At 58.9% G+C, this 25771-nt stretch carries 19 protein-coding genes; 13 read left to right on the top strand and 6 right to left on the bottom strand.

Annotation, left to right across the window (positions count from 1 at the left end):
* The first annotated feature begins 150 nt into the window (after nucleotides 1-150).
* A complete protein-coding gene (locus KZX66_RS00755; RefSeq protein WP_248075983.1) occupies nucleotides 151-1071 on the top strand; it encodes a GlxA family transcriptional regulator in 921 nt (306 codons plus the stop codon).
* Nucleotides 1072-1138: 67 nt separating this feature from the next.
* Here KZX66_RS00755 and zapE read toward each other — a convergent pair whose 3' ends face one another.
* The 3 genes from zapE to KZX66_RS00740 form a co-directional block, all read right to left on the bottom strand.
* Nucleotides 1139-2233 carry a cell division protein ZapE gene (gene zapE, locus KZX66_RS00750; protein WP_248075219.1) on the bottom strand — a complete coding sequence of 365 codons (1095 nt, stop codon included), beginning with the start codon at nucleotides 2231-2233 and terminating at the stop codon, nucleotides 1139-1141.
* 79 nt (nucleotides 2234-2312) lie between these two features.
* A complete protein-coding gene (locus tag KZX66_RS00745; RefSeq protein ID WP_248075217.1) occupies nucleotides 2313-3668 on the bottom strand; it encodes a tryptophan--tRNA ligase in 1356 nt (451 codons plus the stop codon).
* A 24-nt stretch (nucleotides 3669-3692) separates the two neighbouring features.
* Nucleotides 3693-4322 carry an alpha/beta fold hydrolase gene (locus KZX66_RS00740; protein WP_248075215.1) on the bottom strand — a complete coding sequence of 210 codons (630 nt, stop codon included), beginning with the start codon at nucleotides 4320-4322 and terminating at the stop codon, nucleotides 3693-3695.
* A 146-nt stretch (nucleotides 4323-4468) separates the two neighbouring features.
* Between KZX66_RS00740 and KZX66_RS00735 the strand changes: the two genes are divergently transcribed.
* Entirely contained in the window at nucleotides 4469-4906 is a 438-nt protein-coding gene (locus KZX66_RS00735; protein WP_032886236.1) for a DUF1043 family protein, read from the top strand.
* A 96-nt stretch (nucleotides 4907-5002) separates the two neighbouring features.
* On the opposite strand, the gene KZX66_RS00730 is transcribed toward KZX66_RS00735, so the two are convergent.
* The 3 genes from KZX66_RS00730 to KZX66_RS00720 form a co-directional block, all read right to left on the bottom strand.
* On the bottom strand, nucleotides 5003-6727 hold the full coding sequence (locus tag KZX66_RS00730) for an ABC transporter ATP-binding protein/permease (RefSeq protein WP_248075213.1): 1725 nt from the start codon (nucleotides 6725-6727) through the stop codon (nucleotides 5003-5005).
* A gap of 100 nt (nucleotides 6728-6827) precedes the next feature.
* Nucleotides 6828-7388 carry a response regulator transcription factor gene (locus tag KZX66_RS00725; protein WP_003171731.1) on the bottom strand — a complete coding sequence of 187 codons (561 nt, stop codon included), beginning with the start codon at nucleotides 7386-7388 and terminating at the stop codon, nucleotides 6828-6830.
* The gene (locus tag KZX66_RS00720; RefSeq protein WP_248075211.1) at nucleotides 7381-8643 is read right to left on the bottom strand and encodes an ATP-binding protein; all 1263 of its coding nucleotides are present in this window, start codon (nucleotides 8641-8643) and stop codon (nucleotides 7381-7383) included. Before KZX66_RS00720 ends, KZX66_RS00725 begins: the two co-directional genes overlap by 8 nt.
* A gap of 205 nt (nucleotides 8644-8848) precedes the next feature.
* Between KZX66_RS00720 and KZX66_RS00715 the strand changes: the two genes are divergently transcribed.
* The 11 genes from KZX66_RS00715 (at nucleotide 8849) to KZX66_RS00665 (ending at nucleotide 25593) form a co-directional block, all read left to right on the top strand.
* The gene (locus KZX66_RS00715) at nucleotides 8849-9559 is read left to right on the top strand and encodes an SIMPL domain-containing protein (RefSeq protein WP_248075209.1); all 711 of its coding nucleotides are present in this window, start codon (nucleotides 8849-8851) and stop codon (nucleotides 9557-9559) included.
* 424 nt (nucleotides 9560-9983) lie between these two features.
* Entirely contained in the window at nucleotides 9984-12890 is a 2907-nt protein-coding gene (locus KZX66_RS00710; RefSeq protein ID WP_248075207.1) for a hypothetical protein, read from the top strand.
* A 97-nt stretch (nucleotides 12891-12987) separates the two neighbouring features.
* Entirely contained in the window at nucleotides 12988-14589 is a 1602-nt protein-coding gene (locus KZX66_RS00705) for an ABC transporter substrate-binding protein (RefSeq protein WP_248075205.1), read from the top strand.
* Nucleotides 14590-14847: 258 nt separating this feature from the next.
* On the top strand, nucleotides 14848-16476 hold the full coding sequence (locus tag KZX66_RS00700) for an ABC transporter substrate-binding protein (protein WP_248075203.1): 1629 nt from the start codon (nucleotides 14848-14850) through the stop codon (nucleotides 16474-16476).
* Between the two features lie 304 nt (nucleotides 16477-16780).
* Complete coding sequence (locus tag KZX66_RS00695; protein ID WP_248075201.1) at nucleotides 16781-18385, top strand: ABC transporter substrate-binding protein; 1605 nt, start codon at nucleotides 16781-16783, stop codon at nucleotides 18383-18385.
* A 171-nt stretch (nucleotides 18386-18556) separates the two neighbouring features.
* A complete protein-coding gene (locus tag KZX66_RS00690) occupies nucleotides 18557-19954 on the top strand; it encodes an OprD family porin (protein WP_186688235.1) in 1398 nt (465 codons plus the stop codon).
* An 81-nt stretch (nucleotides 19955-20035) separates the two neighbouring features.
* Nucleotides 20036-21634 carry an ABC transporter substrate-binding protein gene (locus KZX66_RS00685; RefSeq protein WP_248075199.1) on the top strand — a complete coding sequence of 533 codons (1599 nt, stop codon included), beginning with the start codon at nucleotides 20036-20038 and terminating at the stop codon, nucleotides 21632-21634.
* A gap of 76 nt (nucleotides 21635-21710) precedes the next feature.
* The gene (locus tag KZX66_RS00680) at nucleotides 21711-22721 is read left to right on the top strand and encodes an ABC transporter permease subunit (protein ID WP_003171721.1); all 1011 of its coding nucleotides are present in this window, start codon (nucleotides 21711-21713) and stop codon (nucleotides 22719-22721) included.
* Nucleotides 22722-22731: 10 nt separating this feature from the next.
* A complete protein-coding gene (locus tag KZX66_RS00675; RefSeq protein WP_004372295.1) occupies nucleotides 22732-23643 on the top strand; it encodes an ABC transporter permease subunit in 912 nt (303 codons plus the stop codon).
* 10 nt (nucleotides 23644-23653) lie between these two features.
* Complete coding sequence (locus KZX66_RS00670; RefSeq protein ID WP_058423035.1) at nucleotides 23654-24622, top strand: ABC transporter ATP-binding protein; 969 nt, start codon at nucleotides 23654-23656, stop codon at nucleotides 24620-24622.
* Nucleotides 24622-25593 (top strand): peptide ABC transporter ATP-binding protein, encoded by a 972-nt coding sequence (locus KZX66_RS00665; protein WP_248075197.1) that lies wholly within the window; start codon nucleotides 24622-24624, stop codon nucleotides 25591-25593. Before KZX66_RS00670 ends, KZX66_RS00665 begins: the two co-directional genes overlap by 1 nt.
* Nucleotides 25594-25771 lie beyond the last annotated feature (178 nt).

Here is a 25771-nt window from a genome sequence, read left to right as displayed (position 1 = left end):
CTGGACACATGCGACAAAAAATAAGACGATCCAGCCGTCTGGTGACCACTTTCCCCTATAAGAATAAATGAAATTATGTCTAACCAAATCTCCACGCCCCTGCGGCGCGTCAGCATTTTGGCCATTGATCGGGTATTCGCGTCCACCCTCATGCAAGCCAAGGATTTCTTCCACCTCGCCAGCCTGCGCTACGGCAAACAACAGGGCCTTGGCCTTACGCCGGCGTTTGCAACGCGCCTGGTGAGCCCCGATGGACAATCGGTGCGCAGCTTCAGCGATGTGATCATGCCGGTGGACGGCGGCCTGGAAGACGCCGACATCATCGTGCTGCCGGCTTTCTGGGATGACTTCGATGCTCTATGCACCCGCTATCCTCAAGTGCTGCCGTGGCTGCGCGAACAACACGCGCGCGGCGCCGTGCTCTGCGGTGAAGCCACCGGGGTGTTCTGGCTGGCCGAAGCCGGACTGCTCGATGGCAAGGAGGCGACCACCTATTGGCGTTTCTTCAATGCCTTCAGCGAACGCTTTCCCAAGGTCCAGCTTAACCAGGACAAGCACCTGACCGACGCCGACAACCTGTATTGCGCCGGCGGCACCACTTCGGCGTGCGACCTCTACATTTACCTGATCGAGCGCTTCTGCGGCGCCAATATCGCCCAGGCCGTCGCCCGCGACATTCTTTATGAAGTGCAGCGCAGTTACTCGCCGGGGCGTATCGGGTTCGGCGGGCAGAAACTGCATCAGGACGTGATCATCCTGCAGATCCAGCAGTGGCTCGAAGAGCACTTTGCCGACAAGTTCCGCTTCGAGGACGTCGCCCGGGAACATGGCATGAGCATCCGCAACTTCATGCGCCGCTTCCAGACCGCCACCGGCGACAAACCGCTGCATTACCTGCAACGCCTGCGTATCGAAACGGCCAAGGGCCTGCTCTCGGGCAGCCGCAAGAGCATCAAAACCATCAGTTATGAGGTGGGTTACGACGATGCGAGTTTCTTTGCGCGATTGTTCAGGCAGCACACGGACTTGTCGCCGAACCAGTATCGGCAGCAGTTCCAGCAGGCGGCTTAAAATAAGACTTTACTCACGATAAATGTGGGAGAGGATTGCCCCCTCCCACATTTTTATTGTGTCGGCCTTAAGGCTTATGCCCACGCGACAGGAATTCGTGGGACTGCATCTCCAGCAAACGGCTGAGAGTGCGCTGGAATTCAAAGTTCAAGCGACCGCCAGTGTAGAGGTCCTTGAGCTCGACCTCAGCCGAGATGATCAGCTTGACGTTACGATCGTAGAACTCGTCGACCATGTTGATAAAGCGCCGCGCGATGTCGTCGGTGGTGACGTTCATCTGTTCCACGCCGCTCAAAATCACCGCGTGGAAGATCTTGCCCAGTTCGATGTAATCGTTCTGGCTGCGCGGGCCGTCACACAGTTGGCGGAACTCGAACCAGGCCACGTCATCGCAGGTGCGCAACGCGATGATCTCGCGGTTCTCGATCATCAGCTTGTCGTTTTCCACCGCCTGGGTGCATTCCGGCGTCAGCGCGCGAAAGCTCTTTTTCAGGCTTTCGTGGGCCGCTTCGTTCAGCGGGAAGTGGAACAACTCCGCCTGTTCAAGGTGACGCAAGCGGTAGTCGACGCCGCTGTCGACGTTGACGATCTCGGTGTTCTGCTTGATCAGCGCGATGGCCGGCAGGAAGCGCGCACGTTGCAGGCCATCCTTGTACAAGCCGTCGGGCACGATGTTCGAGGTGGCAACCAGGGTCACGCCGTTCTTGAACAGTTCTTCCATCAGGGTGCCAAGGATCATGGCGTCGGTGATGTCGGAGACGAAAAACTCATCGAAGCAGATCACCCGTGCTTCGTCGGAGAAACGCTTGGCGATGATGGTCAGCGGGTTTTTCTCGCCCGGCAGGGTTTTCATCTCTTCGTGCACGCGCTTCATAAAGCGGTGGAAGTGGGTGCGGACCTTTTCCTTGAACGGCAGCGCTTCGAAGAAAGTGTCGACCAGGTAGGTCTTGCCACGGCCCACACCGCCCCAGAAATACAGGCCTTTAACCGGCGTGCGGTCTTTCTTGCCAAACAGCTTGCCGAGCATCCCTGGCTTGCTTTGCGAGGCCGCGACCAGGTCGTCGTACAGACGCTGCAAATGACGCACCGCCGTTTCCTGGGCCGCGTCGTGGAAGAACTCAGGGCGTTTCAGATCAGCTTGATATCGTTCTAGGGGCGTCATAATTTCGTTAGCAAGGCAACAAAAACGGGCCGTCACTGTAACGACGGCCCTGGTTAATGGCAATCAACCCTTGGTCGGGTTAATCCTCGAGTGGGGTCAGCGCAACGCGCAAAGCGGCAATGGCTGCATCGCGCGACGCCTCGTCGGCGAACGCGGCGCTGTCGGCCACTGCCGCACCGTCCAGCCACACGCTGAAGCTCAGGGCGTCAGCGCGAACGTCCAGCGCGTCACCGTTTTGCAGTTGCTTGGTGACCGCGCCTGCCGCTTTGCCATCGGCAAAGTTGCGCGACAGCAGCAGTTGTTCTCCATCGGCGGCCAACAGGCGGAAGCGGAAGCTGCCGTCGTCTTCGCGAAAGCTCACAAAGCGCGCGGCTTTCGCGGCTTTCTTCTTAGTGGCGACCGGCGCCGCAGCCTGGTTGACGAACGAACGCAGACCCACCGCTTCGCGCAACTCGGCCAGGAATGGCGCGGCCACGGCGCGGGCTTTTTTGGCACCGACCAACAGCAGGTCTTCCATGTCCGAGGGGCGTGCCATCAGTTGGTGGTACCGCTCACGGGCTTCACCCAACTGACCATCGAGCAGTTGGAACAGACGGTTCTTCGCCTCCCCCCAACCCAGGCCTTGCAACAGTTCGGCACGGAATTCCGCCTCCTGGGCCTTGCTGGCAAACGCCTGGTACAAGGTGAACAGGTGCGAGTTATCCGGGTCTTTGGCTTCGCCAGGCGCACGCGAGTCGGTGACGATCCGCGAGATAGCGTCTTTCATGTCCTTGGCGCTGGTGAACAACGGGATGGTGTTGTCGTAGCTCTTGGACATCTTGCGGCCGTCCAGGCCCGGCAAGGTGGCGACGCTTTCTTCGATCAACGCCTCAGGCATGGTGAAGAACTCTTTACCGTTGCCGAACAGGTGGTTGAAACGCTGGCCGATGTCGCGGGCCATTTCCACGTGTTGGATCTGGTCGCGGCCCACCGGCACCTTATGCGCGTTGAACATCAGGATGTCCGCTGCCATCAACACCGGGTAGCTGTACAAGCCCATGGTGATGCCCGCATCCGGGTCTTCGCCGTTTTCCACGTTCTTGTCCACCGACGCCTTGTAGGCGTGGGCGCGGTTGAGCAGGCCCTTGGCCGCCACGCACGTCAGCAGCCAGGTCAGCTCGGGGATCTCCGGGATGTCGGACTGGCGATAGAAGGTCACCCGGTTCACATCCAGGCCACCGGCCAGCCAGGTCGCGGCGATTTCCATGCGCGAGCGCTGGATGCGCTGCGGGTCGTCGCACTTGATCAGGGCGTGGTAGTCGGCCAGGAAGTAGAAGGAATCGGCATTGGCGTCCTGGCTGGCGAGGATCGCCGGGCGAATCGCACCGGCGTAGTTGCCCAGGTGCGGCGTGCCGGTGGTGGTGATGCCGGTGAGGATACGGGTACGAGTCGTCATGGGTAATCGCTTATCAGACTGCTATCAATTCGAGAGGCGTGGCAGCACCAGATCCTTGAGATCGGTGAGCTTGCCATGAAAAAAGTGCCCGCATTCTGCCACTTTCAGCAGCTCATGGGGGCGATTCAAGGCGGCGGACCAGTCATAGACGAGTTGCGGCTCGACCACTTCGTCGGTTTCCGGCTGGATCAGCGTCAATGGGCAGCCCTGGGGCAGCACATCCGTCTCGCGCAGGCGCATCACGGCCGCGGCGACCATGAACAGGTGCGCAAGCTTTTCGCCCTTGGCTTCCAGTCGGCCACCGAGGCTGGCGGCGACATAGCCACCGAAGGAAAAACCCAGCAAGGTGATGGGCAGGCCGGGGTGTTTTTCCCGCAGCCAGGTGGCCGCCGCTTCGGCGTCGTCGACTTCACCGGTGCCCATGTCATGGCTACCGGCGCTCGCACCGACACCACGGTAGTTGAAACGCAAAGTAATCAAACCCGCATCGCGGGCGGTGCGCTGCAGGGTCGAAACGACTTTATTGAGCATGGTCCCGCCCTGCACCGGATTAGGGTGGCAGATCAGCGCCAGGCCACGTGGCTCGGGCTGATCCAGGTACAAGGCTTCCAATTGACCCACCGGGCCATCGATCAAAACGGGGGTTTCACGCATGAGCAAGGATGAACTCCGTGACCTCTCAAAGGGTCGACTCGTCTAGCTAAAAGTCTGTGCATGGCATCATTGCGAGCTTAATCGCGGTATACAGCGCAGGTTTGAGCCGTTAACGTAAAGCAAAGCCGTTTATAGAGGAAGGACTCGTGGAACACTCGCTCTTAGTTTGGTTGTTGCCGACTCTTGCCCTGGTTGCCGGTGTCGCCATTGGATTCCTGGTTGCTCGCCTGCTGCCGAATGCCGCGCCTAACCGCACGCAGCGTCAGTTGGATGACATTCAGGAACGTTTTGACAGTTATCAGAACGAGGTTGTTACCCACTTCAACAGCACCGCGAACCTGGTCAAGAAGCTCACCCAGAGCTACCAGGAAGTACAGGATCACCTCGCCGATGGCGCTAACCGCCTGGCCCTCGACGACATCACCCGCCAGCGCCTGCTGGCAGCGCTGCATTCCGATGCGCCGCAAACACCCCGCGAACGCCTGACCCCACCCCGGGAAAACCAGGAACCACCACGGGACTACGCGCCAAAAACGCCGAACGCCCCTGGCATGCTGGATGAGCATTACGGCTTGAAGAAGTAAGTTTTTTCAAGCGACACAAAAAGCCCGGGTGATCGATGATCAGCCGGGCTTTTTTTGGGCTGCTGGCAACAAAGATCCAATGATCTGCACGCAGCCTTAAGCCAATTGTTGCTCCTGCAGCCAACCACCGTCGATGCGCACATGCCGCCCATGGAAGCGCTTGAGGCTGCTGCGGTGCCCGACACTGACAATGCTCAGCCCCGGCAGTTCATCGATCAACGCTTGATACAGCGTCGCCTCATCCTCTTCGTCCATGGCCGATGTGGCTTCGTCCATGTACAGCCATTGCGGTGCGAACAACAACGCACGGGCAAACGCCAGGCGCTGTTGCTCGCCCGGTGAGAGCATACGTTGCCAGTGATTGGCTTCGTCCAGGCGTGTGACCAGATGCGGCAAGCGGCAGGTTTCCAGGACCTGAGCATAACGTTCTGCCGAGTAGACGCTGTCGTCCTGTGGATAACTCAACACGGCCTTGAGCGTGCCAATCGGCAAATACGGCTTCTGTGGCAGGAACAAGTAGCGTGACGCCGGCAAGCGGATACGTCCGTGCCCCGCCGGCCACAAATGCCCCATTGCCCGAAGCAGCGTGCTTTTACCGCTGCCGGACCGCCCACTGAGCATCAGGCGTTCACCCGGCTCCACGCTCATGTTGGCGTCCGTCAGCAAGTGGCGACCATCGGCCAGGTTCAAGCCCAGGCCCTGCACCACCAGGCGCTCACCCTGTGCATTCACATCGATGGACGCCGGGCGTTGCTCGTTTTCGGTCATGGCCTGCTGAAAGCTCAATAGACGATCACTGGTCGCGCGCCAGCCGGCAAGGTCCGAGTAGGCGCTGATAAACCAACTGAAGTTGCCCTGAACATTGCCGAATGCCGAGTTGATTTGCATCAGTTCGCCTAACTCGATCTTGCCGGAAAAGTAACGAGGTGCAGCGATGATGAACGCGAAGACGGTCGCAATCTGTTCGTAGCCGGCGGTAAAAAACGTCAGGCGCTTGGACACCTTCATGATGTCCCAGTAGTTATTCCAGACCTTGCCGAAGCGCGTAGTCAAACGCTGCTGCTCATTCGGCTCGCCGTTGTACAGGGCGATGCTTTCGGCATTCTCGCGCACCCGTATCATGGAGAAACGCAGGTCGGCTTCAAAACGCTGTTGCTGGTTGCTCAGGCCAATCAAACGACGACCGATCAGGTGCGTCAGCCAACTGCCGACTGCGGCGTAGAGCAATGCACACCAAAACATGTAACCGGGGATGGTAATGCCGAACACCTCAATGCCGCCCGACACGCCCCACAGAATGATGGAGAAGGACACCAGGCTGACGACATTGCGCAGCAGCCCAAGGCCCAAGCTCAACGTGCTCGAGGTAAAACTGTTGAGGTCTTCGGAGATCCGCTGGTCCGGGTTATCGGTGTAGCCACCCTGTTCCAGATGGTAATAGTTCTTGTGGCCAAGCCAGCGCGCAAAGTGCTTTTCGGTGAGCCAGGCGCGCCAGCGAATGGTCAGCATCTGGGTCAGGTACAGGCGGTACACCGCGCCGAGAATGGCGACTGCCGCAATGCCGCAGAAATAGCCGATCAACTGCCAGAAAGCCGCAGTGTCCTTGTTCTCCAGCGCGTTGTAGAAATCCTTGTACCAATGGTTCATCCATACCGAAATCGCCACGCTGAACAGCGACAGACCGATCACGGCGATCAGCAGCAACCAGGCCTTGCCCTTCTCTTCACTGCGCCAATAGGGCGTGATCATCGCCCAGGTTCGACGGAAGAATTGCCCACGCACCGCGTCGTTGACCGCGGAGTACTCAGCGTTCTGATTCATCGTTCAGGCTCGGTAAGGAAGAGGTGACAGGCGTATGAACCGATCATAGAGGATCGGTTCACGGCTCCGTACGGCCTGAAGCGGGTTGTTCAGCTTAGGTTCAGCGACGTACCGGACGCTTCTGCAGCTTGCGTTGCAGGGTGCGGCGGTGCATGCCCAGGGCGCGGGCGGTGGCGGAGATATTGCCTTCGTGTTCGGTCAGTACGCGCTGGATGTGCTCCCACTGCAGGCGATCGACCGACATTGGATTTTCCGGCACCAGGGTGTCGAGGTCGGCATGCTCGGAGAGCAACGCAGCCAGCACGTCGTCGGCGTCCGCCGGCTTGCACAGGTAGTTGCAGGCGCCACGCTTGATGGCCTCGACGGCGGTGGCGATGCTGGAGTATCCAGTGAGGATGACCACGCGCATTTCCGGGTCCAGCTCCAACAGCTTGGGCAGCAGCACCAGGCCGGAGTCGCCATCCATTTTCAGGTCGAGCGCGGCGTAGTCCGGCAGGTCGGCCTGGGCGATGGTCAGGCCTTCCTCGGCCGAACCTGCGGTGCTCACGCGAAAACCGCGACGGCTCATGGCGCGGGCCATCACGCGGGTAAAGGTGGCGTCGTCATCTACCAGCAACAGGTGCGGCAGTTCTTCGCCTTCGACTTGGATCTCGTCACTCATCGATATCTCCTCGTGCGACACGGGGCAGGCGCAGCTCGGTGAGCGTGCCGCCTTCCTCGTGACTATAGAGCTTCACTGAGCCGCCCGCGCGGGTCACGCTGGCCTTGCTCAAAAACAGGCCGAGGCCGAAGCCTTTGCCCTTGGTGGTAAAGAAGGGTTTACCGATCTGCTCGGCAATGGCCAGCGGCACGCCCGCGCCGTGGTCACGAATGCTGATGGTCACGTGTTCCAGATCCCAATCCAGCTGTACGCCCAAGCCCTCGGGGCAGGCGTCGGCGGCATTGTTCAGCAGGTTGAGCAACGCCTGGGTCAGGTCCGGTGGCGGCGCCATGCGCGGTACGCTGCCCTGCCCCAGCAGATGAAAACGGTAGCTGGCTTCGGGGCGCATCAGGTGCCAACGGTTCAAGGCCTCGTCGAGCCACTGGGTGACGTCCTGCATCTCGACCGCCAGGCGGCGATTGGCTTCGGCGGCGCGCACCAGTTGCTGCAAGGTCTGCTTGCACTGCTTGACCTGCTCGCGCAGTACGCCGAGATCCTCTTGCAGTGCAGGGTCGTGGTGGTCCTGCGTCATTTCGTTGAGCAAAACACTCATGGTGGCCAGCGGTGTGCCCAACTCATGGGCGGCACCAGCGGCCTGGGTCGCGACGGCCAGCAATTGCTGGTCACGCAGGCCCTCTTCGCGGCGAATGGCGCGCAATTCTTCCTGGCGACGCAGTTCTTCAGCCATGCGCGCGGCGAAGAAGGTGATCACCGCAGCAGACAGCGCGAAGCTCAGCCACATTCCATAGATCTGCAGGTTTTCCCGGGCGATGGGGAAGGTTTGCAATGGATAGAACTGCGCCAGCAACAGGGTGTAGAGGGTCAGGGCGATGCCCGACAGCACCACCGAGTAGCGCCACGGCAATGTCACCGCAGCAATGGTCAGGGGCACCAGATAATAAGAAACGAACGGGTTGGTGGAACCACCCGAGAAATACAACAACACACTGTGGATAAACAGGTCGCACGCCAATTGCAGGGCGTACTCCAGTTCGGTCACCGGCCACGTGGTGCGCAAGCGGATCGCAGTAAATGCGCACAACACGATGGAAAAACCCAGGGTCACACCCAGTTGCAGCCAGGGCAGCGGCAGCAGGTCGAACCAATAGGCAAGCCCGACTGAACCCGCCTGTGCGGCCAGTACCAGGGTGCGAATGAACGTCAGGCGCCAGAGGTTCTGGCGGGTGGCGGAAGTCAGTTTTACGGCGGCGAGCATGAGCTCTCCCGGTGGGCGCTGCTAGCAGATCGGCAGGAGTATAAACGAAGCAGGCCGGCCGGCACGGCGCGTGTGGCTCTTTGCCGCAGGCCGGGTAAATGACCGTTCGTCGGCGCCAGCACACTTTGTAGGTGATGTGTAAACCCGAAGAACCTGACACCACCGTCTACAGTCATACCGATACGCACAACCCCAAGGAGCTTCCATGTCTCGTTTCACTCGCAGCGCAGCCATCATCACCCTCGGCGTCAGCGCCATGGCCAGCCTTCCGGCACTTGCCGCCGACGAACTGCATTACAACCAGATCTCCCTGCGCGCCGAAGTCAGCCAGGAAGTGGCCCGCGACAAGATGATCGTCACCCTTTACACCGAGTCCCAAAACAGCGACCCGGCCAAGCTTGCCGCCGAAATCACCACCACCATGAACAAGGCCCTGGGCCAGGCCCGTGAAGTCAAGGATGTCACCCTGCGCCAGGGCAGCCGTAACAGCTACCCGATCTACGATGACAAGAACCAGAAGATCACCGGCTGGCGCGAACGTGCCGAACTGCGCCTCGAAAGCGCGGACTTCCCGGCGCTTTCCAAACTCACCGGCGAACTGCTCAACACCCTGAAAATGGAAAACATGGACTTTGCCATCGCCGACACCACGCGCAAGGCCAGCGAAGATGCCCTGCTCAAGGACGCCGTCGCTGCATTCAAAGCCCGTGCGCAACTGGCCACCGATGCGCTGGGCGGCAAGGGCTACAAGATCGTCAACTTGAACTTCAACACCAATGGTTATCCGCAACCGTACGCCCGTGGCGGGATGATGATGAAAGCCGCCATGATGGATTCAGCGCCGGCGCCGGAAGTCGAGGCCGGTACCAGCCAAGTCAGCATGAGTGCCGACGGGGTGATTGAAGTGCTGCAATAAGCCTCTCGACGCACACGAAACGGCGCGGCCTGCAAAGGCATGCGCCGTTTTTTTGCGACACAGACCGGCCGAGTCGAGGCAGGAGCAATCGGAAGGCAACATGCTGACACGTCACGCCGTCAACCTGCTCATAGCCATAACTAAGCAGGTAAATCCGGAGCCGCAATAAGGGGGCGAGCATCCTCACGTAGGCTTTTTCCAAAACGCGGTAAGCCCTCGTTTAATACCGGCATCTCGCACCGAGACGCGCACATTGAACGGGAACTGCCAAACCTTATAGAACCACCTACTTTCGCACCCCATAAAGGCGTCAATCGCACGCCTCGCTTCATTACGCCCCCGCGTAATTGATTTGCTGTAAAGCGGCCTATGCGTTTGGAAAGACGAATATTTTTTTGAACTCCACGTCAACATCGAGTCGATCATGAATATCAATGCTCCCCTTCATTCGCCCTCGTTAACCCCCCCACCTTCCGTTCACACTCGTCACGCTCGTTCGATCAGTGCTTCATCTTCCCCACAAAACAAATGGCCAGGAGAGGAGAGCGACGCAGAGTCAAAAAATATAGCGCTTGGACAAAAGCCGGCTGCAGGCACTTTCGCAGATCCTGAACGTGACGCCCTGACGACTACCATTTATGGGTCAGCGACCGCTTCTCTGCCAGACCCGAACTACACGCTTACGGAGCGAGCACAGCGCATCGACGCCTATGCCAATCGCGTAAAGACGCAGATCGGGCAAATAGAAAATGGAAGCGAAGGCGAACGAAACATTAAATTCCAGCGCGTGCGCCAGTTCATGGAACCCGCTGGGTACTTCAGTGGCGGCTTATTGTCCGCGGGATACGATCCGCACGAGAAGTTCACGGTCACGTTCAGTTCATATACAGGCAAGGGCAAACCCGAGGTATTGACCGACAGCCAGAAGCGCACCTACTGCGCGTGGGAGATTGCGGCGGGCGCTCTCGAACACGATAAAGTCGAACGTGGGGGGCCGATCAACTTCCAGGAAATGGAAATTGAGTCAAAGGACCGGGGCAAAATCAATAATCTGGAGTCCGTCGGCAAAAAGCTCCAAGATCATTGGGAAAAAGAAATAGCCGGACCGATGCGGCACGCTTCCGGAGCACTGGCGAAGCGCTCGGGGAAAGCGGATGCCTATGTACTGAAGGGCATCTTGCAGAACCTGTCCAAGGACAGCGACAGCTTCAAACTATTAAGTCCCGACGCCCAAACAGCGATCAAGCGTACGCTTGAGCACAATGGGCAAGTCATCATCCCGAACGTTTATGGCTACCCCCTGGAAGGGTACGCATTTATTCCTTACACCCCCTATGAAGGTGATTATCACAACAGACCTAATAAGGGTCTGATGATCGATTTAAAGAACGGCACCGTCCATGAAATAAGAGGGGACGATGAGTTCGCCGAGTGGGCGAAAGCCAATCGCGACACCCTGCAAAAACGCTTCAACGCGAGTAACAGACAAGGCGGCTCGGATGCACATTGGCCCAAGACCGGCGAAGTGCTCGATAGTTTGATTGACGGCAATCGGGCCAGTTATCCGGGCTATCAAAACTTCCTCAAGGACCAGGCCATACCGGTTCGCCAGACATTCAACTACACGCGGTCGCGGGCGAGCGGTTATCGTCTCAAGTACGGCAATCTTAATGACGGTATTGCCGCGCAATACCAAGGGCTGAACGTCAACAATTCGGCATGGAACGACCAAACCCAAGTATTTGGCTCTTCACAACAAAGCTGGAAGAAGGCGAAAGCGCTCTGGGGCGATACCTTCGGTTACCTTCCTGTCGTGGGCAACGTCGGTAATATTGTCTTCGGCGTGCATGACGGACTCTATGGCAAAACCGCTCAGGATCGTATTGGAGGCAATGCCGCAGCAGTTATATCGGGCCTGCAATTGGCGCATGAATTGGCGACGCTCGGGGCAGAAGGCGGTCTCGGTGAATTTTCCGACCCTTCTCCTATTACCAAGAATTACAGCTGGCGACTCAACGTCGAGACCAACGACTTTGAGTTGGTGCGATCACCCGAATTTCCATATATCCCGGAGAACGGTTCCCTTACGCCAGAAGAAACCCCGGCCAATAGCGGCATCATCGCCAAGCCCGATGAGGCGGGCGGATGGAAAAACAAAGGGAATGCGGGTAACTCTAAGTTAACGTCGAGCGACGACCTTCAGAATGAAGTCCAGCCGCAACAACCTGGTGGCAACCGGTTGCGCCCCAGCCAGGCAGGGGATATCAGCAAACATGCGGTGCGCAACGGTGAGAAGCTCATTGAGCACGCGACGCCCAACAGCAAAGGCATTTATCAGGCCAAGGGCGAAAAACGCTGGTTTATCCGATATGTCGACGATACGGGTGTGAAAAAAGTGTATGAAATCAGAAGTGATTTCAAACTTAGCGATAACCATGTCCAGATCATTGATCCCCACACCAGAAAGCCCGTGCTGACCGTGTATGCCAACGGCGAAGGGCAATGGTCCAGCGGCAAGGTTCAGGGTGGCTGGCCTTGGAATCGTGCTCCGTCGGCCCCTCCCACGGAGGCCACCAAGATACCGCCAAAGTTTTCAGATGGCTTCGATGCGCTGGGTGATCCCACAGCAAGCGGCGCCGCCAGTTTTGATGAAGTGTTTAACTACAACAGCAATACGGCTTACCAGCAATCGGTCAACAACTTCGAAGAGGGGAACGTCCTTAAGCGCAAACTCAATGTGTCCTGGACCGTTCAGGAAGACAACTTCGAGGTTTATCCCAGTGAAAAGGCACAGACGAATGAGCACAGTACAACGCCCTACTCGCAGAATTTCCTAAAGGACTTAAACCGTGATCGCTATACCGTCCGCGTAAAACAACCTGACGGGTACACAACGCTGGAGCTGAATGCCTCAGGAGACGCAGAGGGAGAGACGCTGAGCAAGCGCCTCAAGCAGTTCGAAGACGCCATTCCCGACCCGCTCTTGCGCTCGCGCATCTCCGAAGTGGCTCATCAGGGCAGTGTCGCGCCGACGTCGGTCGAGTTGAAAATGAACCAATTGCAGGAACATGTGGGCTTCAAGGGCAAGGACACCCATTACGTCATTACCTATGATCCCGACACTCACACTGCGCAGGTTGAATTTGACGCCAAAATGACACTGCTCAATCTGGACAAGGACGCCACTGAAATACCCAACATGGAAGTCAACGCGCAACGCACCTTCCAGATTGGTGAAGGCAACGCCCTGAACGACGAGGCCAACCCTTACATCATCAGTAACAAGGCCCCCTTCACCATGACCGCGTCGAATGTCGTGGATGTGAAATAACACCGGCGCCTTTCTGATAAGACGTAACGGCGGTAACCTCGGTGACCGCCGTTTTCGTTTGGGCAGCGTCGATATACCTGCCACTTCAGGGGTCTCCATGGAAAGAATCGTCTTAAAACCACTCCTCCTCGCCGCCGGTCTGCTGGCCGTTATGCCGATGGCCCAGGCGGCCAGCACCCTGGTCTATTGCTCCGAGGCCAGCCCCGCCGGCTTCGACCCCAGCCAGTACACCAGCGGCACCGACTTTGATGCCTCCGCCGAAACCGTCTTCAACCGCCTCACACAGTTCAAGCGCGGCAGTACCGAAGTCGAGCCCGGCCTGGCGACCCGTTGGGAAGTGTCGCAGGATGGCCTGACGTATACCTTCCATTTGCGCGATGGCGTTGTCTTTCACACCACCGACTTCTTCACGCCGACCCGCGATTTTAATGCCGATGACGTGCTGTTCACCTTCAACCGCCTGTTGGACGCTGAAAGCCCGTTCCGCAAGGCGTACCCGTCCGAGTCGCCCTACTTCACCGACATGGGCTTGAACACCACGATCAAAAGCGTCGAAAAACTCGACGATCACACCGTGCGCTTCAACCTGAACAACGTCGATGCCTCGTTCGTGCAGAACCTGGCCATGAGCTTCGCCTCGATCCAGTCCGCCGAATACGCCGCGCTGTTGCTCAAGGAGGGCAAGGCAGAAGATATCAACCAAAAGCCGGTGGGCACCGGGCCGTTTGTGTTCAAGCGCTACCAGAAGGACTCGCAGATTCGTTACGCGGCCAATAAACAATATTGGAACCCCGAGGACGTGAAGCTCGACAACCTGATCTTCGCCATCACCCCGGATGCCGCGTCGCGCCTGCAAAAACTCAAGGCCGGCGAATGCCAGGTCAGCGGCTACCCGCGCCCCGCCGATATCGAAGTGATGAAACAAGATCCCAACCTGCGCGTATTGCAGCAAGCGGGGTTCAACCTGGGCTTCCTGGCCTACAACGTGACCCACCCGCCGCTGGACCAGCTCAAGGTGCGCCAGGCCCTGGACATGGCCATCGACAAGCCCGCGATCATCAAGGCCGTGTACCAGAGCGCCGGGCAATTGGCGCAGAACGCCCTGCCGCCGGCGCAGTGGTCTTATGACCCGAATATCAAAGATGCCCCTTACGATCCGACAAAGGCGCGGGCGCTACTAAAAGAAGCAGGGGTTGCACCGGGCACGACCATCAACCTGTGGGCGATGACCGTGCAACGCGCGTCGAACCCCAATGCGCGCATGTCGGCCCAGATGATCCAGCAGGACTGGGAAAAGGTCGGCATCAAGGCCAATATCGTCAGCTATGAGTGGGGCGAATACATCAAGCGCGCCAAAAATGGCGAGCACGACGCCATGATTTACGGCTGGACCGGCGATAACGGTGACCCGGATAACTGGCTCGGCGTGCTCTACAGTTGTGCTGCGGTCAAGGGCAGTAACTACGCCAAATGGTGTAACCCGGCCTACGACAAGTTGGTGCTGCAGGCCAAGGTCAGCAGCGACCGCGAACAGCGCATCAAGTGGTATCAACAGGCGCAAAAAATCCTTAAGGAACAAGTGCCTATAACGCCTATTGCGAACTCGACGGTTTTCCAGCCCATGCGCAAGGAAGTGCGGGATTTCAAGATCAGCCCGTTTGGTCTGACGCCGTTCTATGGCGTGAGTCTGGATAAGTAACAGGAACGCCCCAACCGAGTGCGCCAGACGCTTCGGTTGGGCTTTTTTGGTGCACTCATTGCACCGAAAAAACCCTCAAAATATGCGCAATTATGTCGAAACTTTCATAATTGCGACATTCGTGTACGTTCGTACCACTCTTTGAGCCTTGCAACGGTTCAGCGTCTTGCAATGGGTATGGCGCCTGCATAAGTATCCGCAGGCCGACTCACGAGGTCGCCCTCACCACCAAAAATGACAACAAATCATGAGGCCAACATGCTTAAACACGCAGTCCTTCCGTTATTAGTGAGCGCTGGCCTTATGGCCGCAGCCCCCGTAGCCCTGGCGGCAACTAACCTGGTGTTCTGCTCCGAAGGGAGCCCGGCCGGTTTTGATCCAGGCCAGTACACCACCGGAACAGACTTCGATGCCTCGGCCGAAACCATGTTCAACCGTCTGAGCCAGTTCGAACGTGGCGGCACCGCCGTTGTTCCTGGCCTGGCCACCAGCTGGGACGTGTCCCCGGATGGCCTGACCTACACCTTCCACCTGCGCGAAGGCGTCAAGTTCCACACCACACCGTACTTCAAGCCAACTCGTGAATTCTCGGCTGACGACGTACTGTTCACCTTCAATCGGATGATCAATAAAGACGATCCTTTCCGTAAGGCCTACCCCACCGAGTTCCCGTACTTCACGGACATGGGGATGGACACCAACATCAAGAACATCGAGAAGGTCGATGCCCACACCGTCAAGTTCACCCTTGGCACCGTGGACGCCGCTTTCATCCAGAACCTGGCCATGAGCTTCGCGTCGATCCAATCGGCCGAATATGCCGCCCAGCTTCTGAAAAACGGTACGCCGCAAGACATCAACCAGAAGCCGATCGGCACTGGTCCGTTCGTGTTCAAGAGCTACCAGAAAGATTCCAACATTCGTTACACCGGCAACAAGGACTACTGGAAACCTGAAGACGTCAAGATCGATAACCTGATCTTCGCTATCACCACCGACCCGTCGGTGCGTATCCAGAAGCTGAAGAAAAACGAATGCCAGATCACCCTGTTCCCACGTCCGGCCGACCTGAAAGCGCTGGGCGAAGACAAGGACCTGAAGCTGCCGCACCAAGCCGGTTTCAACCTGGGTTATGTGGCTTACAACGTGATGGACAAAGTCAAAGGCGACGACAAGCCCAACCCACTGGCTGACCTGCGCGTTCGCCAAGCGTTGGACATGGCGGTGAACAAGCAGCAGATCATCGATTCCGTGTACCAGGGCGCGGGCCAACTGGCCGTCAATGCCATGCCGCCGACCCAATGGTCCTACGACACCACCATCAAGGACGCCAAGTACGATCCTGAAAAAGCCAAGGCGCTGCTCAAGGAAGCCGGCGTGAAGGAAGGCACCGAGATCGTTCTGTGGGCCATGCCGGTCCAACGTCCGTATAACCCGAACGCCAAGCTGATGGCTGAGATGCTGCAGAACGACTGGTCCAAGATCGGTCTGAAGGTCAAGATCACCAGCTACGAGTGGGGCGAGTACATCAAGCGCTCCAAAGGCGGCGAGAACCAGGCCATGATCATTGGCTGGAGCGGCGACAATGGTGACCCGGACAACTGGCTGAACGTGCTGTTCGGTTGCGATTCGCTGAACGGCAACAACTTCTCCAAGTGGTGTGACAAGAAATTCGACGGCATCGTGAAAGAAGCCAAGGCCACTTCGGATGTCGCCAAACGCACCGAGCTGTACAAGCAGGCGCAACATATCCTCAAAGATGCAGTCCCGATGACACCTATCGCGCACTCGACGGTGTATCAACCCATGCGCAACACCGTGCAGGACTTCAAGATCAGCCCGTTTGGCCTGAACTCCTTCTACGGCGTGAGCGTAAGCGGCAAGTAAGGATCAATGGCGGCGACGTTTCCCAACGTCGCCGTTATTACATCCGCCTGACCTTGGGAAACGGACCACGCTCGAAGTCGCTGCTTCCTACAGCAACGAACTGCGACGCATGGCTCCTTTGCCTACAGGATCAATCTAATTTGGCGCATTTACTCTGACGTCCATGGCCCATAACGTCGTAGGACAGCAGAGGTACCAATTTAGGAAAGGCACTTGCTGTACGTGGGATCAGTGATGTCTCCATGGTCGAAAGCCGGGGGGGATTGCTCACTGATGACAACTACAAACAAGGATCGGGATCGTCATGCGCCATACCACCGTTCTATCCGCTATTTTTGGCACCAGCCTGCTGGCCGTGGCCACGATGGGCCAAGCCGCCGAGAAGAAGAGCCTGGTGTTCTGCTCCGAAGGCAGCCCGGCAGGTTTTGATACCGCGCAATACACCACCGCCACCGACAACGACGCGGCTGAGCCGCTGTACAACCGCCTGGTCGAGTTTGAAAAAGGCGCGACCAATGTGGTGCCGGGCCTGGCAACCAAGTGGGATGTTTCCGAAGACGGCCTGACCTACACCTTCCACCTGCGTGAAGGGGTGAAATTCCACAGCAACAAGGAATTCAAACCGACCCGTGACTTCAACGCCGACGACGTGCTGTTCACCTTCAACCGCATGCTGGACCCCGACCATCCGTTCCGTAAGGCCTATCCCACCGAGTTTCCATACTTCAACGGGATGAGCCTGAACAAGAACATCGCCAAGGTCGAAAAAACCGGCCCCTACACCGTGGTGATGACCCTGAACACGGTGGACGCCGCGTTCGTGCAGAACATCGCCATGAGCTTCGCGGCGATCCTGTCGGCCGAATACGCCGAGCAGTTGCTTAAAAGCGGCAAGCCCAGCGACATCAACCAGAAGCCGATCGGTACTGGTCCGTTTGTGTTCCAGCGTTACCAAAAAGACTCGCAGATCCGTTACGTGGGCAACAAGCAGTACTGGGACCCGAGCCGGGTGCAGCTCGATCAGCTGATTTTCGCCATCAACACCGACGCGTCGGTGCGGGTGCAAAAGCTCAAGGCCGGCGAATGCCAGGTGACCCTGCACCCGCGTCCGGCGGATGTCGACGCGCTCAAGGCCGACCCCAACCTGCAATTGCTGACCAAGCCAGGCTTCAACCTCGGCTACATCGCCTATAACGTGCGCCACAAACCGTTCGACCAGCTCGAAGTGCGTCAGGCGCTGGACATGGCGGTGAACAAGCAAAGCATCCTCAACGCCGTGTATCAGGGTGCGGGGCAACTGGCGGTCAACGCCATGCCGCCGACCCAGTGGTCCTACGACGACACCATCAAGGACGCAGCCTATAACCCGGAAAAAGCCAAGGAGTTGCTCAAGGCTGCCGGCGTCAAGGAAGGCACCGAGATCACCCTGTGGGCGATGCCGGTGCAACGTCCGTACAACCCCAACGCCAAGCTGATGGCCGAAATGCTGCAGAACGATTGGGCCAAGATCGGCCTGAAAGTGAAGATCGTCAGCTACGAGTGGGGCGAATACATCAAGCGCACCAAGAACGGTGAGCATGACGTCAGCCTCATCGGCTGGACCGGCGACAACGGTGACCCGGACAACTGGCTGGGCACCCTCTACAGCTGCGACGCCATCGGCGGGAACAACTACTCCATGTGGTGTGACCCGGCGTACGACAAGCTGATCAAGCAAGCCAAGGTCGTCACCGACCGCGAACAACGGACTGTTCTGTATAAACAGGCGCAGCAATTGCTCAAGCAGCAAGTGCCGATCACGCCTGTCGCCCACTCGACGGTCAACCAGCCGTTAAGCACCAAAGTCGAAGGGTTCAAAGTCAGCCCCTTCGGCCGCAACGTGTTCTCGGGCGTCAGTATCAACCCATAAGAAAATAACCGGATTGCAGGAGAGCGATGCTGGCTCTCCGGCAAACGTGCAGCCATTTATTAGGATTTTTCCTACGGCAAACGTTTGCATAGCTTGAAAAGAGTTACACACCCAATAGCCGGATCACCAAAAAAGACCGGCATTAAAAAGAGAACCAAAGGAGCTTCACACATGAAACTGAGCAGCAAAGCGCTTCTGGCCCTGGCCATCAGCAGCATCACGGCAACCGCCTATGCTGAACCCGCCAGCCAGGACTTCGTTCCGACCACACTGGCCGGCACCAGCGCGCAAAGCGAGGCCAAGGGCTTTATCGACGGTCAAAGCCTGGGCGGTACCACGCGTAACTGGTACTCCAGCGAACAACGGTTCCGTGGTCAAAAATTCAGCTATACAAAACATAATCAAACCCTTCAGGACTCGCGCCGCGAGAACTGGGTGCAAGGCACCATCCTGAACTATTCCTCAGGCTTTACCCAAGGCACCGTTGGCGTTGCGACCGAAGTTGCCGCCTACAACGCCATCGTGCTGGATGCCAGCCGGCGTGACATCAAGAACGGCTCCAACCGTACCCTGGCCGACTCCGACGGCGATGCCGTTAACCAGTGGAGCAAGCTGGGCCTGGCCAACGTGAAGTTCCGTGTCTCGAACACCACCTTGACCGCCGGTCGCCAGAACTTCAGCAGCGGCATCGTCGACACCATCGGCAACCGTGCCCTGCCTTCGAGCTTCGAGGGTGTGAGCTTCAACAGCGAAGAGCTGAGCAACCTGTCGTTCCAGGGCGGTATCTTCGATCGCGTTTCGCCGCGTACCGAACAAAGCCTGTCGAAATTCCGTTCCGAGTACGGCAATGGCCAGGAAACCGACAAGGTCAAAACCCTGGGCTTCAACTACCAGCCGTTCAAGAGCCTGAAGACCAGCGTGTTCGCGGCTAACGTCGAAGACTTCTGGAACCAGTACTACTTCGGTGCCACCCACGAATTGGGTGATGCACAGACCCTGGCACTGACCACTGGCCTGAACTACTACAAGACCACCGACACCGGCAGCAAGAAGATGGGCAACATCGACAACGATACGTACTCGTTGTCCCTGGGTCTGACCCACCAGGCTCATAGCCTGACCTTCTCGTACCAGGAAGTGAACGGTGACGAGTACTTCGACTACCTGCACGAAACCAACGGCATCTACCTGGCCAACTCCCTGACCTCTGACTTCAACAGCCCGAACGAGAAGTCCTTCCAGATCGCCTACGGCATCAACATGGCCGAATACGGTGTGCCAGGCCTGAAGTTCAACGTTTACTCGGCTCGCGGCTGGGGCATCGACGGTACTCACTACAACGGTACCGCCTACGGTACCGCGGGTGAAAGCCGCAGCGACCTGCGCCTGATGGACGGCGAGAAACACCAGGAATACGGCGTTGGTACGTCCTACGCGATTCAGAGCGGCCCACTCAAGGCCACTACCATCCGTGGCACCTACGTGACTCACCGCGCCAGCGCGCAACAAGCTGACGGCAACATCAAAGAGTTCCGTCTGGTCACCACCATCCCGTTCAACATTCTTTAATTAGCGCCAGGTAAACGGCGGGCTCAGGACGAGCCCGCCGTCTACGTTTTTACTGGTCCCATCGATTGCAGAGGGTTCCGAATGAAAATGCTCCCGCTACAAGCCGCCATGGCTGCCGCGCTGTTGAGCGTGGCGATCGGCGTTTCGGCCAAACCACTGGTGGTCTGCACCGAAGCCAGCCCGGAAGGTTTTGACCCGGTCCTGTACACCACGGCCGTGACCGCTGACGCCGCCGCCGAAACCATGTTCAACCGTCTGGTGGACTTCAAGCCCGGCACCACCGAAGTCGTTCCCGCGCTGGCCAAAGACCTGCCCGAGATCAGCGCCGATGGCCTGACTTACACCTTTCACCTGCGTGACGACATCAAGTTCCACACCACCGACTATTTCAAACCCACGCGCAACCTGAATGCCGACGACGTGCTTTGGAGCTTCCAGCGCCAGTTGGACCCGAAACACCCGTGGCACAACAAGTCCAACGTGGGCTACCCGTACTTCGAAAGCATGGGCTTCAAGGAACTGCTCAAGAGCGTAACCAAGACCGACGATCACACCGTCGTCTTTACCCTGACCCGTCCTGAAGCACCGTTCCTGGCCGACCTGGCCATGGCGTTTTCCTCGATCCACTCCGCCGAATACGCCGATCAGTTGCTCAAGTCCGGCAAGACCGATGACTTGAACGCCAAGCCGATCGGCACCGGGCCGTTTATCTTCACCCGCTACGCCAAAGACGCCCAGGTGCGCTTCAAGGCCAACCCGGACTACTTCCGTGGCAAGCCGCCAGCCGATCCGCTGATCCTGGCGATTACCACCGATAACAACGTGCGCCTGCAGAAGCTCAAGGCCAATGAGTGCCAGATCGCGCTGTACCCCAAGCCCGATGACGTGCCGAGCATGAAGGCCGACCCGAACCTGAAAGTCGCGGAACTGGCGGCGATGACCACCGCCTATACCGCCCTGAACACCACCCACAAGTACATGAGCGACGCGCGGGTGCGCCACGCGATCAACATCGCGTTCGACAAAAAAGGCTATAACGAGTCCCTGTACGGCAAAGGCAACGCGGTCGACGCCACCGGCCCGTATCCGCCGACCCTGCTGGGCTTCAACGATAAGCTGAAAAACCCTGAGCGCGACCTGGACAAGGCCCGTGCCCTGCTCAAGGAAGCCGGCGTACCGGAAGGCACCGAGTTCACCCTGTTCACCCGTAACGGCGGCGGCCCGACCAACCCTAACCCGATGCTCGGCGCCCAGCGCATGCAAGCGGACCTGGCGCAGATCGGCCTGAAGGTCAACATCAAGGTCATGGAATGGGGCGAAATGCTCAAGCGCGCCAAAGCTGGCGAGCACGACATGGTGTCTGCCGGCTGGGCCGGTGACAACGGCGACCCGGATAATTTCCTCACGCCAAACCTGAGTTGCGATGCTGCCAAAAACGGCGAAAACTACGCACGCTGGTGTAACAAAGAGTTTCAGGACTTGATCGACAAGGCGCGTGCCGACGCTGAACCCCAGGAACGCGCCGCACTCTATCAACAAGCACTGGATGTTTTCGCCAAGGACCAACCATGGATTCCCATGGCTTACCCGAAAATGTTCACCGCCATGCGTAAAAACGTCGAGGGTTATACCCAAAGCCCTCTGACCACTAATAACTTCGCCACCACCCAGGTGAAGTAAATAAGAGAAACGCTCGGCGCCGCCCACAGAGGCGGCGCCGAACCTGCCTAACCGGCTGATTGAGGTACACACCAAGATGTTTAGTTTTATTGCCCGCCGACTGGGGTTATTGATCCCCACGTTTTTCGGCATCACGTTGCTCACGTTTGCGTTGATACGCATGATCCCTGGCGACCCCGTCGAAGTGATGATGGGCGAGCGGCGCGTCGACCCCGAGATGCACGCACAAGCAATGGAACGCCTCGGCCTTAACAAGCCGCTGTATGCGCAATACCTGGATTACGTCGGCAAGCTCGCCCAAGGCGACCTTGGCGAATCGCTGCGCACGCGCACCAGCGTGTGGACCGAATTCACCGCCCTCTTCCCCGCGACCCTGGAACTGTCCATGGCCGCGCTGCTGTTCGCCGGCATCCTGGGCCTGTTGGCCGGGGTGATCGCGGCCCTGAAGCGAGGATCTCTGTTCGACCATGGGGTGATGGGTATCTCCCTGGCGGGGTACTCGATGCCGATCTTCTGGTGGGGCCTGATCCTGATCATGTTCTTCTCGGTCAGCCTGGGCTGGACCCCGGTTTCCGGGCGCATCGACCTGCTCTACGACATCGAGCCGCGCACCGGCTTCATGCTGATCGACACCCTGCTGGCTGACGAGCCGGACGCATTCTGGGACGCACTGCACCACCTGATCCTGCCGGCCATCGTGCTCGGCACTATCCCGCTGGCGGTGATTGCGCGGATGACCCGTTCATCCATGCTCGAAGTGCTGCGCGAAGACTACATCCGCACCGCCAAGGCCAAAGGCCTGTCGCCGGCACGCGTGGTGTTCGTACACGGCCTGCGTAACGCACTGATCCCGGTGCTCACCGTGGTCGGCCTGCAAGTCGGCACCCTGTTGGCCGGTGCGGTCCTCACCGAAACCATCTTCTCGTGGCCCGGCATCGGCAAATGGCTGATCGAAGCCATTGGCGCGCGTGACTACCCGGTGGTGCAGAACGGCATTCTGCTGATCGCCTGCCTGGTGATCCTGGTGAACTTCGTGGTGGATATCCTCTACGGCTTCGCCAACCCCCGCATCCGTCACCAGCGTTGAGATCATGACTATGACCACACCTACACAAGCGTCAGCAGTCGATCAAAGCCTGCTGTACCCGTCCCCGTACAAAGAATTCTGGCAAGCCTTCTCCAAGAACAAAGGCGCGGTTGCCGGCCTGGCGTTCATGTTGCTGATCGTGTTCTGCGCGATCTTCGCGCCGTGGGTTGCCCCCCATAACCCCAGCGAGCAGTACCGCGACTTCCTGCTGACCCCGCCGTCGTGGCTCGAAGGCGGGCAGATCCAGTTCCTGCTCGGCACCGACGAGCTGGGCCGTGACCTGCTGTCGCGCCTGATCCAGGGCTCACGCCTGTCGTTGCTGATCGGTTTGTCGTCGGTGGTGATGTCGCTGATCCCGGGCATCCTGCTGGGTCTGTTCGCCGGGTTCTTCCCGCGCCTGCTCGGCCCGACCATCATGCGCCTGATGGACATCATGCTGGCCCTGCCATCGCTGCTGCTGGCCGTTGCCATCGTCGCGATCCTCGGCCCTGGCCTGATCAACACCGTGATCGCCATTGCGATCGTCTCGCTGCCGTCCTACGTGCGTCTGACCCGTGCTGCGGTGATGGGCGAACTGAACCGCGACTACGTGACCGCCGCGCGCCTGGCCGGTGCCGGCCTGCCACGCCTGATGTTCATCACCGTGCTGCCCAACTGCATGGCGCCGCTGATTGTCCAGGCCACCCTGAGCTTCTCTTCGGCGATCCTTGATGCTGCGGCCCTGGGCTTCCTTGGCCTTGGCGTACAACCGCCAACCCCGGAGTGGGGCACCATGCTGGCATCGGCCCGGGACTACATCGAACGCGCCTGGTGGGTGGTGAGCCTGCCTGGTTTGACCATTTTGCTCAGCGTGCTGGCAATCAACTTGATGGGCGACGGTTTGCGCGATGCGCTGGACCCGAAACTCAAGAACGCCGCCTGAGGAGATTCCCATGTCACTGTTAGAAATCAAGAATCTCAATGTTCGCTTCGGCGACAAGACCGCCGTGCCGGTGGTCGATGGCCTCGACATTTCTGTCGACAAAGGCGAAGTGCTGGCGATCGTTGGCGAGTCGGGCTCGGGTAAATCCGTGACCATGATGGCGCTGATGGGCCTGATCGAGCACCCCGGCATCGTTACCGCCGACGCGCTGAACTTCGACGGCAAGGACATGCTCAAGCTGAGCAACCGCCAACGCCGCCAGATCGTCGGCAAAGACCTGGCGATGGTGTTCCAGGACCCGATGACCGCGCTGAACCCCAGCTACACCGTGGGGTTCCAGATTGAAGAAGTGCTGCGCCTGCACCTGAAAATGTCCGGCAAGCAAGCGCGCAAGCGTGCCATCGAACTGTTGGAAAAGGTGGAAATCCCAGGCGCTGCCAGCCGTATGGACGCCTACCCGCACCAACTGTCCGGCGGCATGAGCCAACGCGTTGCAATCGCCATGGCCATTGCCGGCGAGCCGAAACTGCTGATCGCCGATGAACCGACCACCGCGTTGGACGTCACGATTCAGGCGCAGATCATGGACCTGCTGTTGGCTCTGCAAAAAGAGCAGAACATGGGCCTGGTGCTGATCACCCACGACCTCGCGGTGGTGGCCGAAACCGCCCAGCGCGTGTGCGTGATGTACGCCGGCCAGGCCGTGGAAGTCGGCCAGGTGCCGCAACTGTTCGATATTCCGGCACACCCTTACAGCGAAGCGCTGCTCAAGGCGATCCCGGAACACAGCCTCGGCGCCACGCGTCTGGCCACACTGCCCGGCATCGTGCCGGGTCGTTATGACCGCCCGCAGGGTTGCCTGCTGTCGCCGCGTTGCCCGTACGTGCAGGAATCCTGCCGTGCCCAGCGCCCCGGCCTTGATCCCAAAACCAACAGCCTCGCGCGCTGCTTCTACCCCTTGAACCAGGAGGTGGCGTAATGGCCGTCGTTCTTACCGCCCGCGACCTCACCCGTCACTACGAAGTGTCCCGTGGCCTGTTCAAGGGCCACGCCTTGGTGCGCGCGCTTAATGGCGTGTCCTTCGAACTGGAAGCCGGCAAGACCCTGGCGGTCGTCGGCGAATCCGGGTGCGGCAAATCCACCCTGGCCCGTGCGCTGACGCTGATCGAAGAGCCGTCCTCCGGCTCGCTGAAAATCGCCGGCCAGGAAGTGGCCGGCGCCGACAAGGCCCAGCGCAAGCAACTGCGTAAAGACGTGCAGATGGTGTTCCAGAGCCCGTACGCCTCGTTGAACCCACGGCAAAAGGTCGGTGACCAACTCGGCGAGCCGCTGCTGATCAACACCAACCTGTCCGCCGCCGAACGTCGCGAAAAAGTGCAGGCAATGATGAAGCAAGTGGGCCTGCGCCCCGAGCATTATCAGCGCTACCCGCATATGTTCTCCGGCGGCCAGCGCCAGCGCATCGCCCTGGCTCGCGCCATGATGCTGCAACCTAAAGTGCTGGTGGCGGACGAACCCACCTCGGCACTCGACGTGTCGATCCAGGCCCAGGTGCTCAACCTGTTCATGGATTTGCAGCAGGAATTCAACACCGCCTACGTGTTCATCTCCCACAACCTCGCGGTGGTGCAACACGTCGCCGATGACGTGATGGTGATGTACCTCGGCCGCCCGGTTGAGGTCGGCCCCAAGGAAGACATCTACGCCCGCCCGCTGCATCCCTATACCCAGGCGCTGCTGTCGGCGACACCGACCATTCATCCGGATCCGAACAAACCGAAGATCAAAATCGTCGGCGAGTTGCCTAACCCCCTGAACCCGCCGCCCGGTTGCGCTTTCCACAAGCGCTGCCCGTATGCGACGGCACGCTGCAGCACCGAGGAGCCGCAACTGCGCACCTTGGACAACCGCCAGGTGGCTTGCCACTACGCGGAGCAATTCGTCGCCTGATCTCGTTCCCACGCTCTGCGTGGGAATGCAGCACGGGACGCTCTGCGTCCAAAGCGTGACGCAGAGCGTCACAAGAGGCATTCCCACGCAAAGCGTGGGAACGATCAATGCGTTCTACAGCCCTTCCCGTCAGGTTGCGCATCAGCCTGGCGGGAGGGGTTTTCTTTTTGGCGACTTG

This window comes from Pseudomonas sp. EYE_354 (assembly GCF_023148575.1).
Lineage (GTDB): Bacteria > Pseudomonadota > Gammaproteobacteria > Pseudomonadales > Pseudomonadaceae > Aquipseudomonas.
Note: the sequence above shows the minus strand (reverse complement) of the source record. Positions and strands in the feature narration are given on the sequence as shown.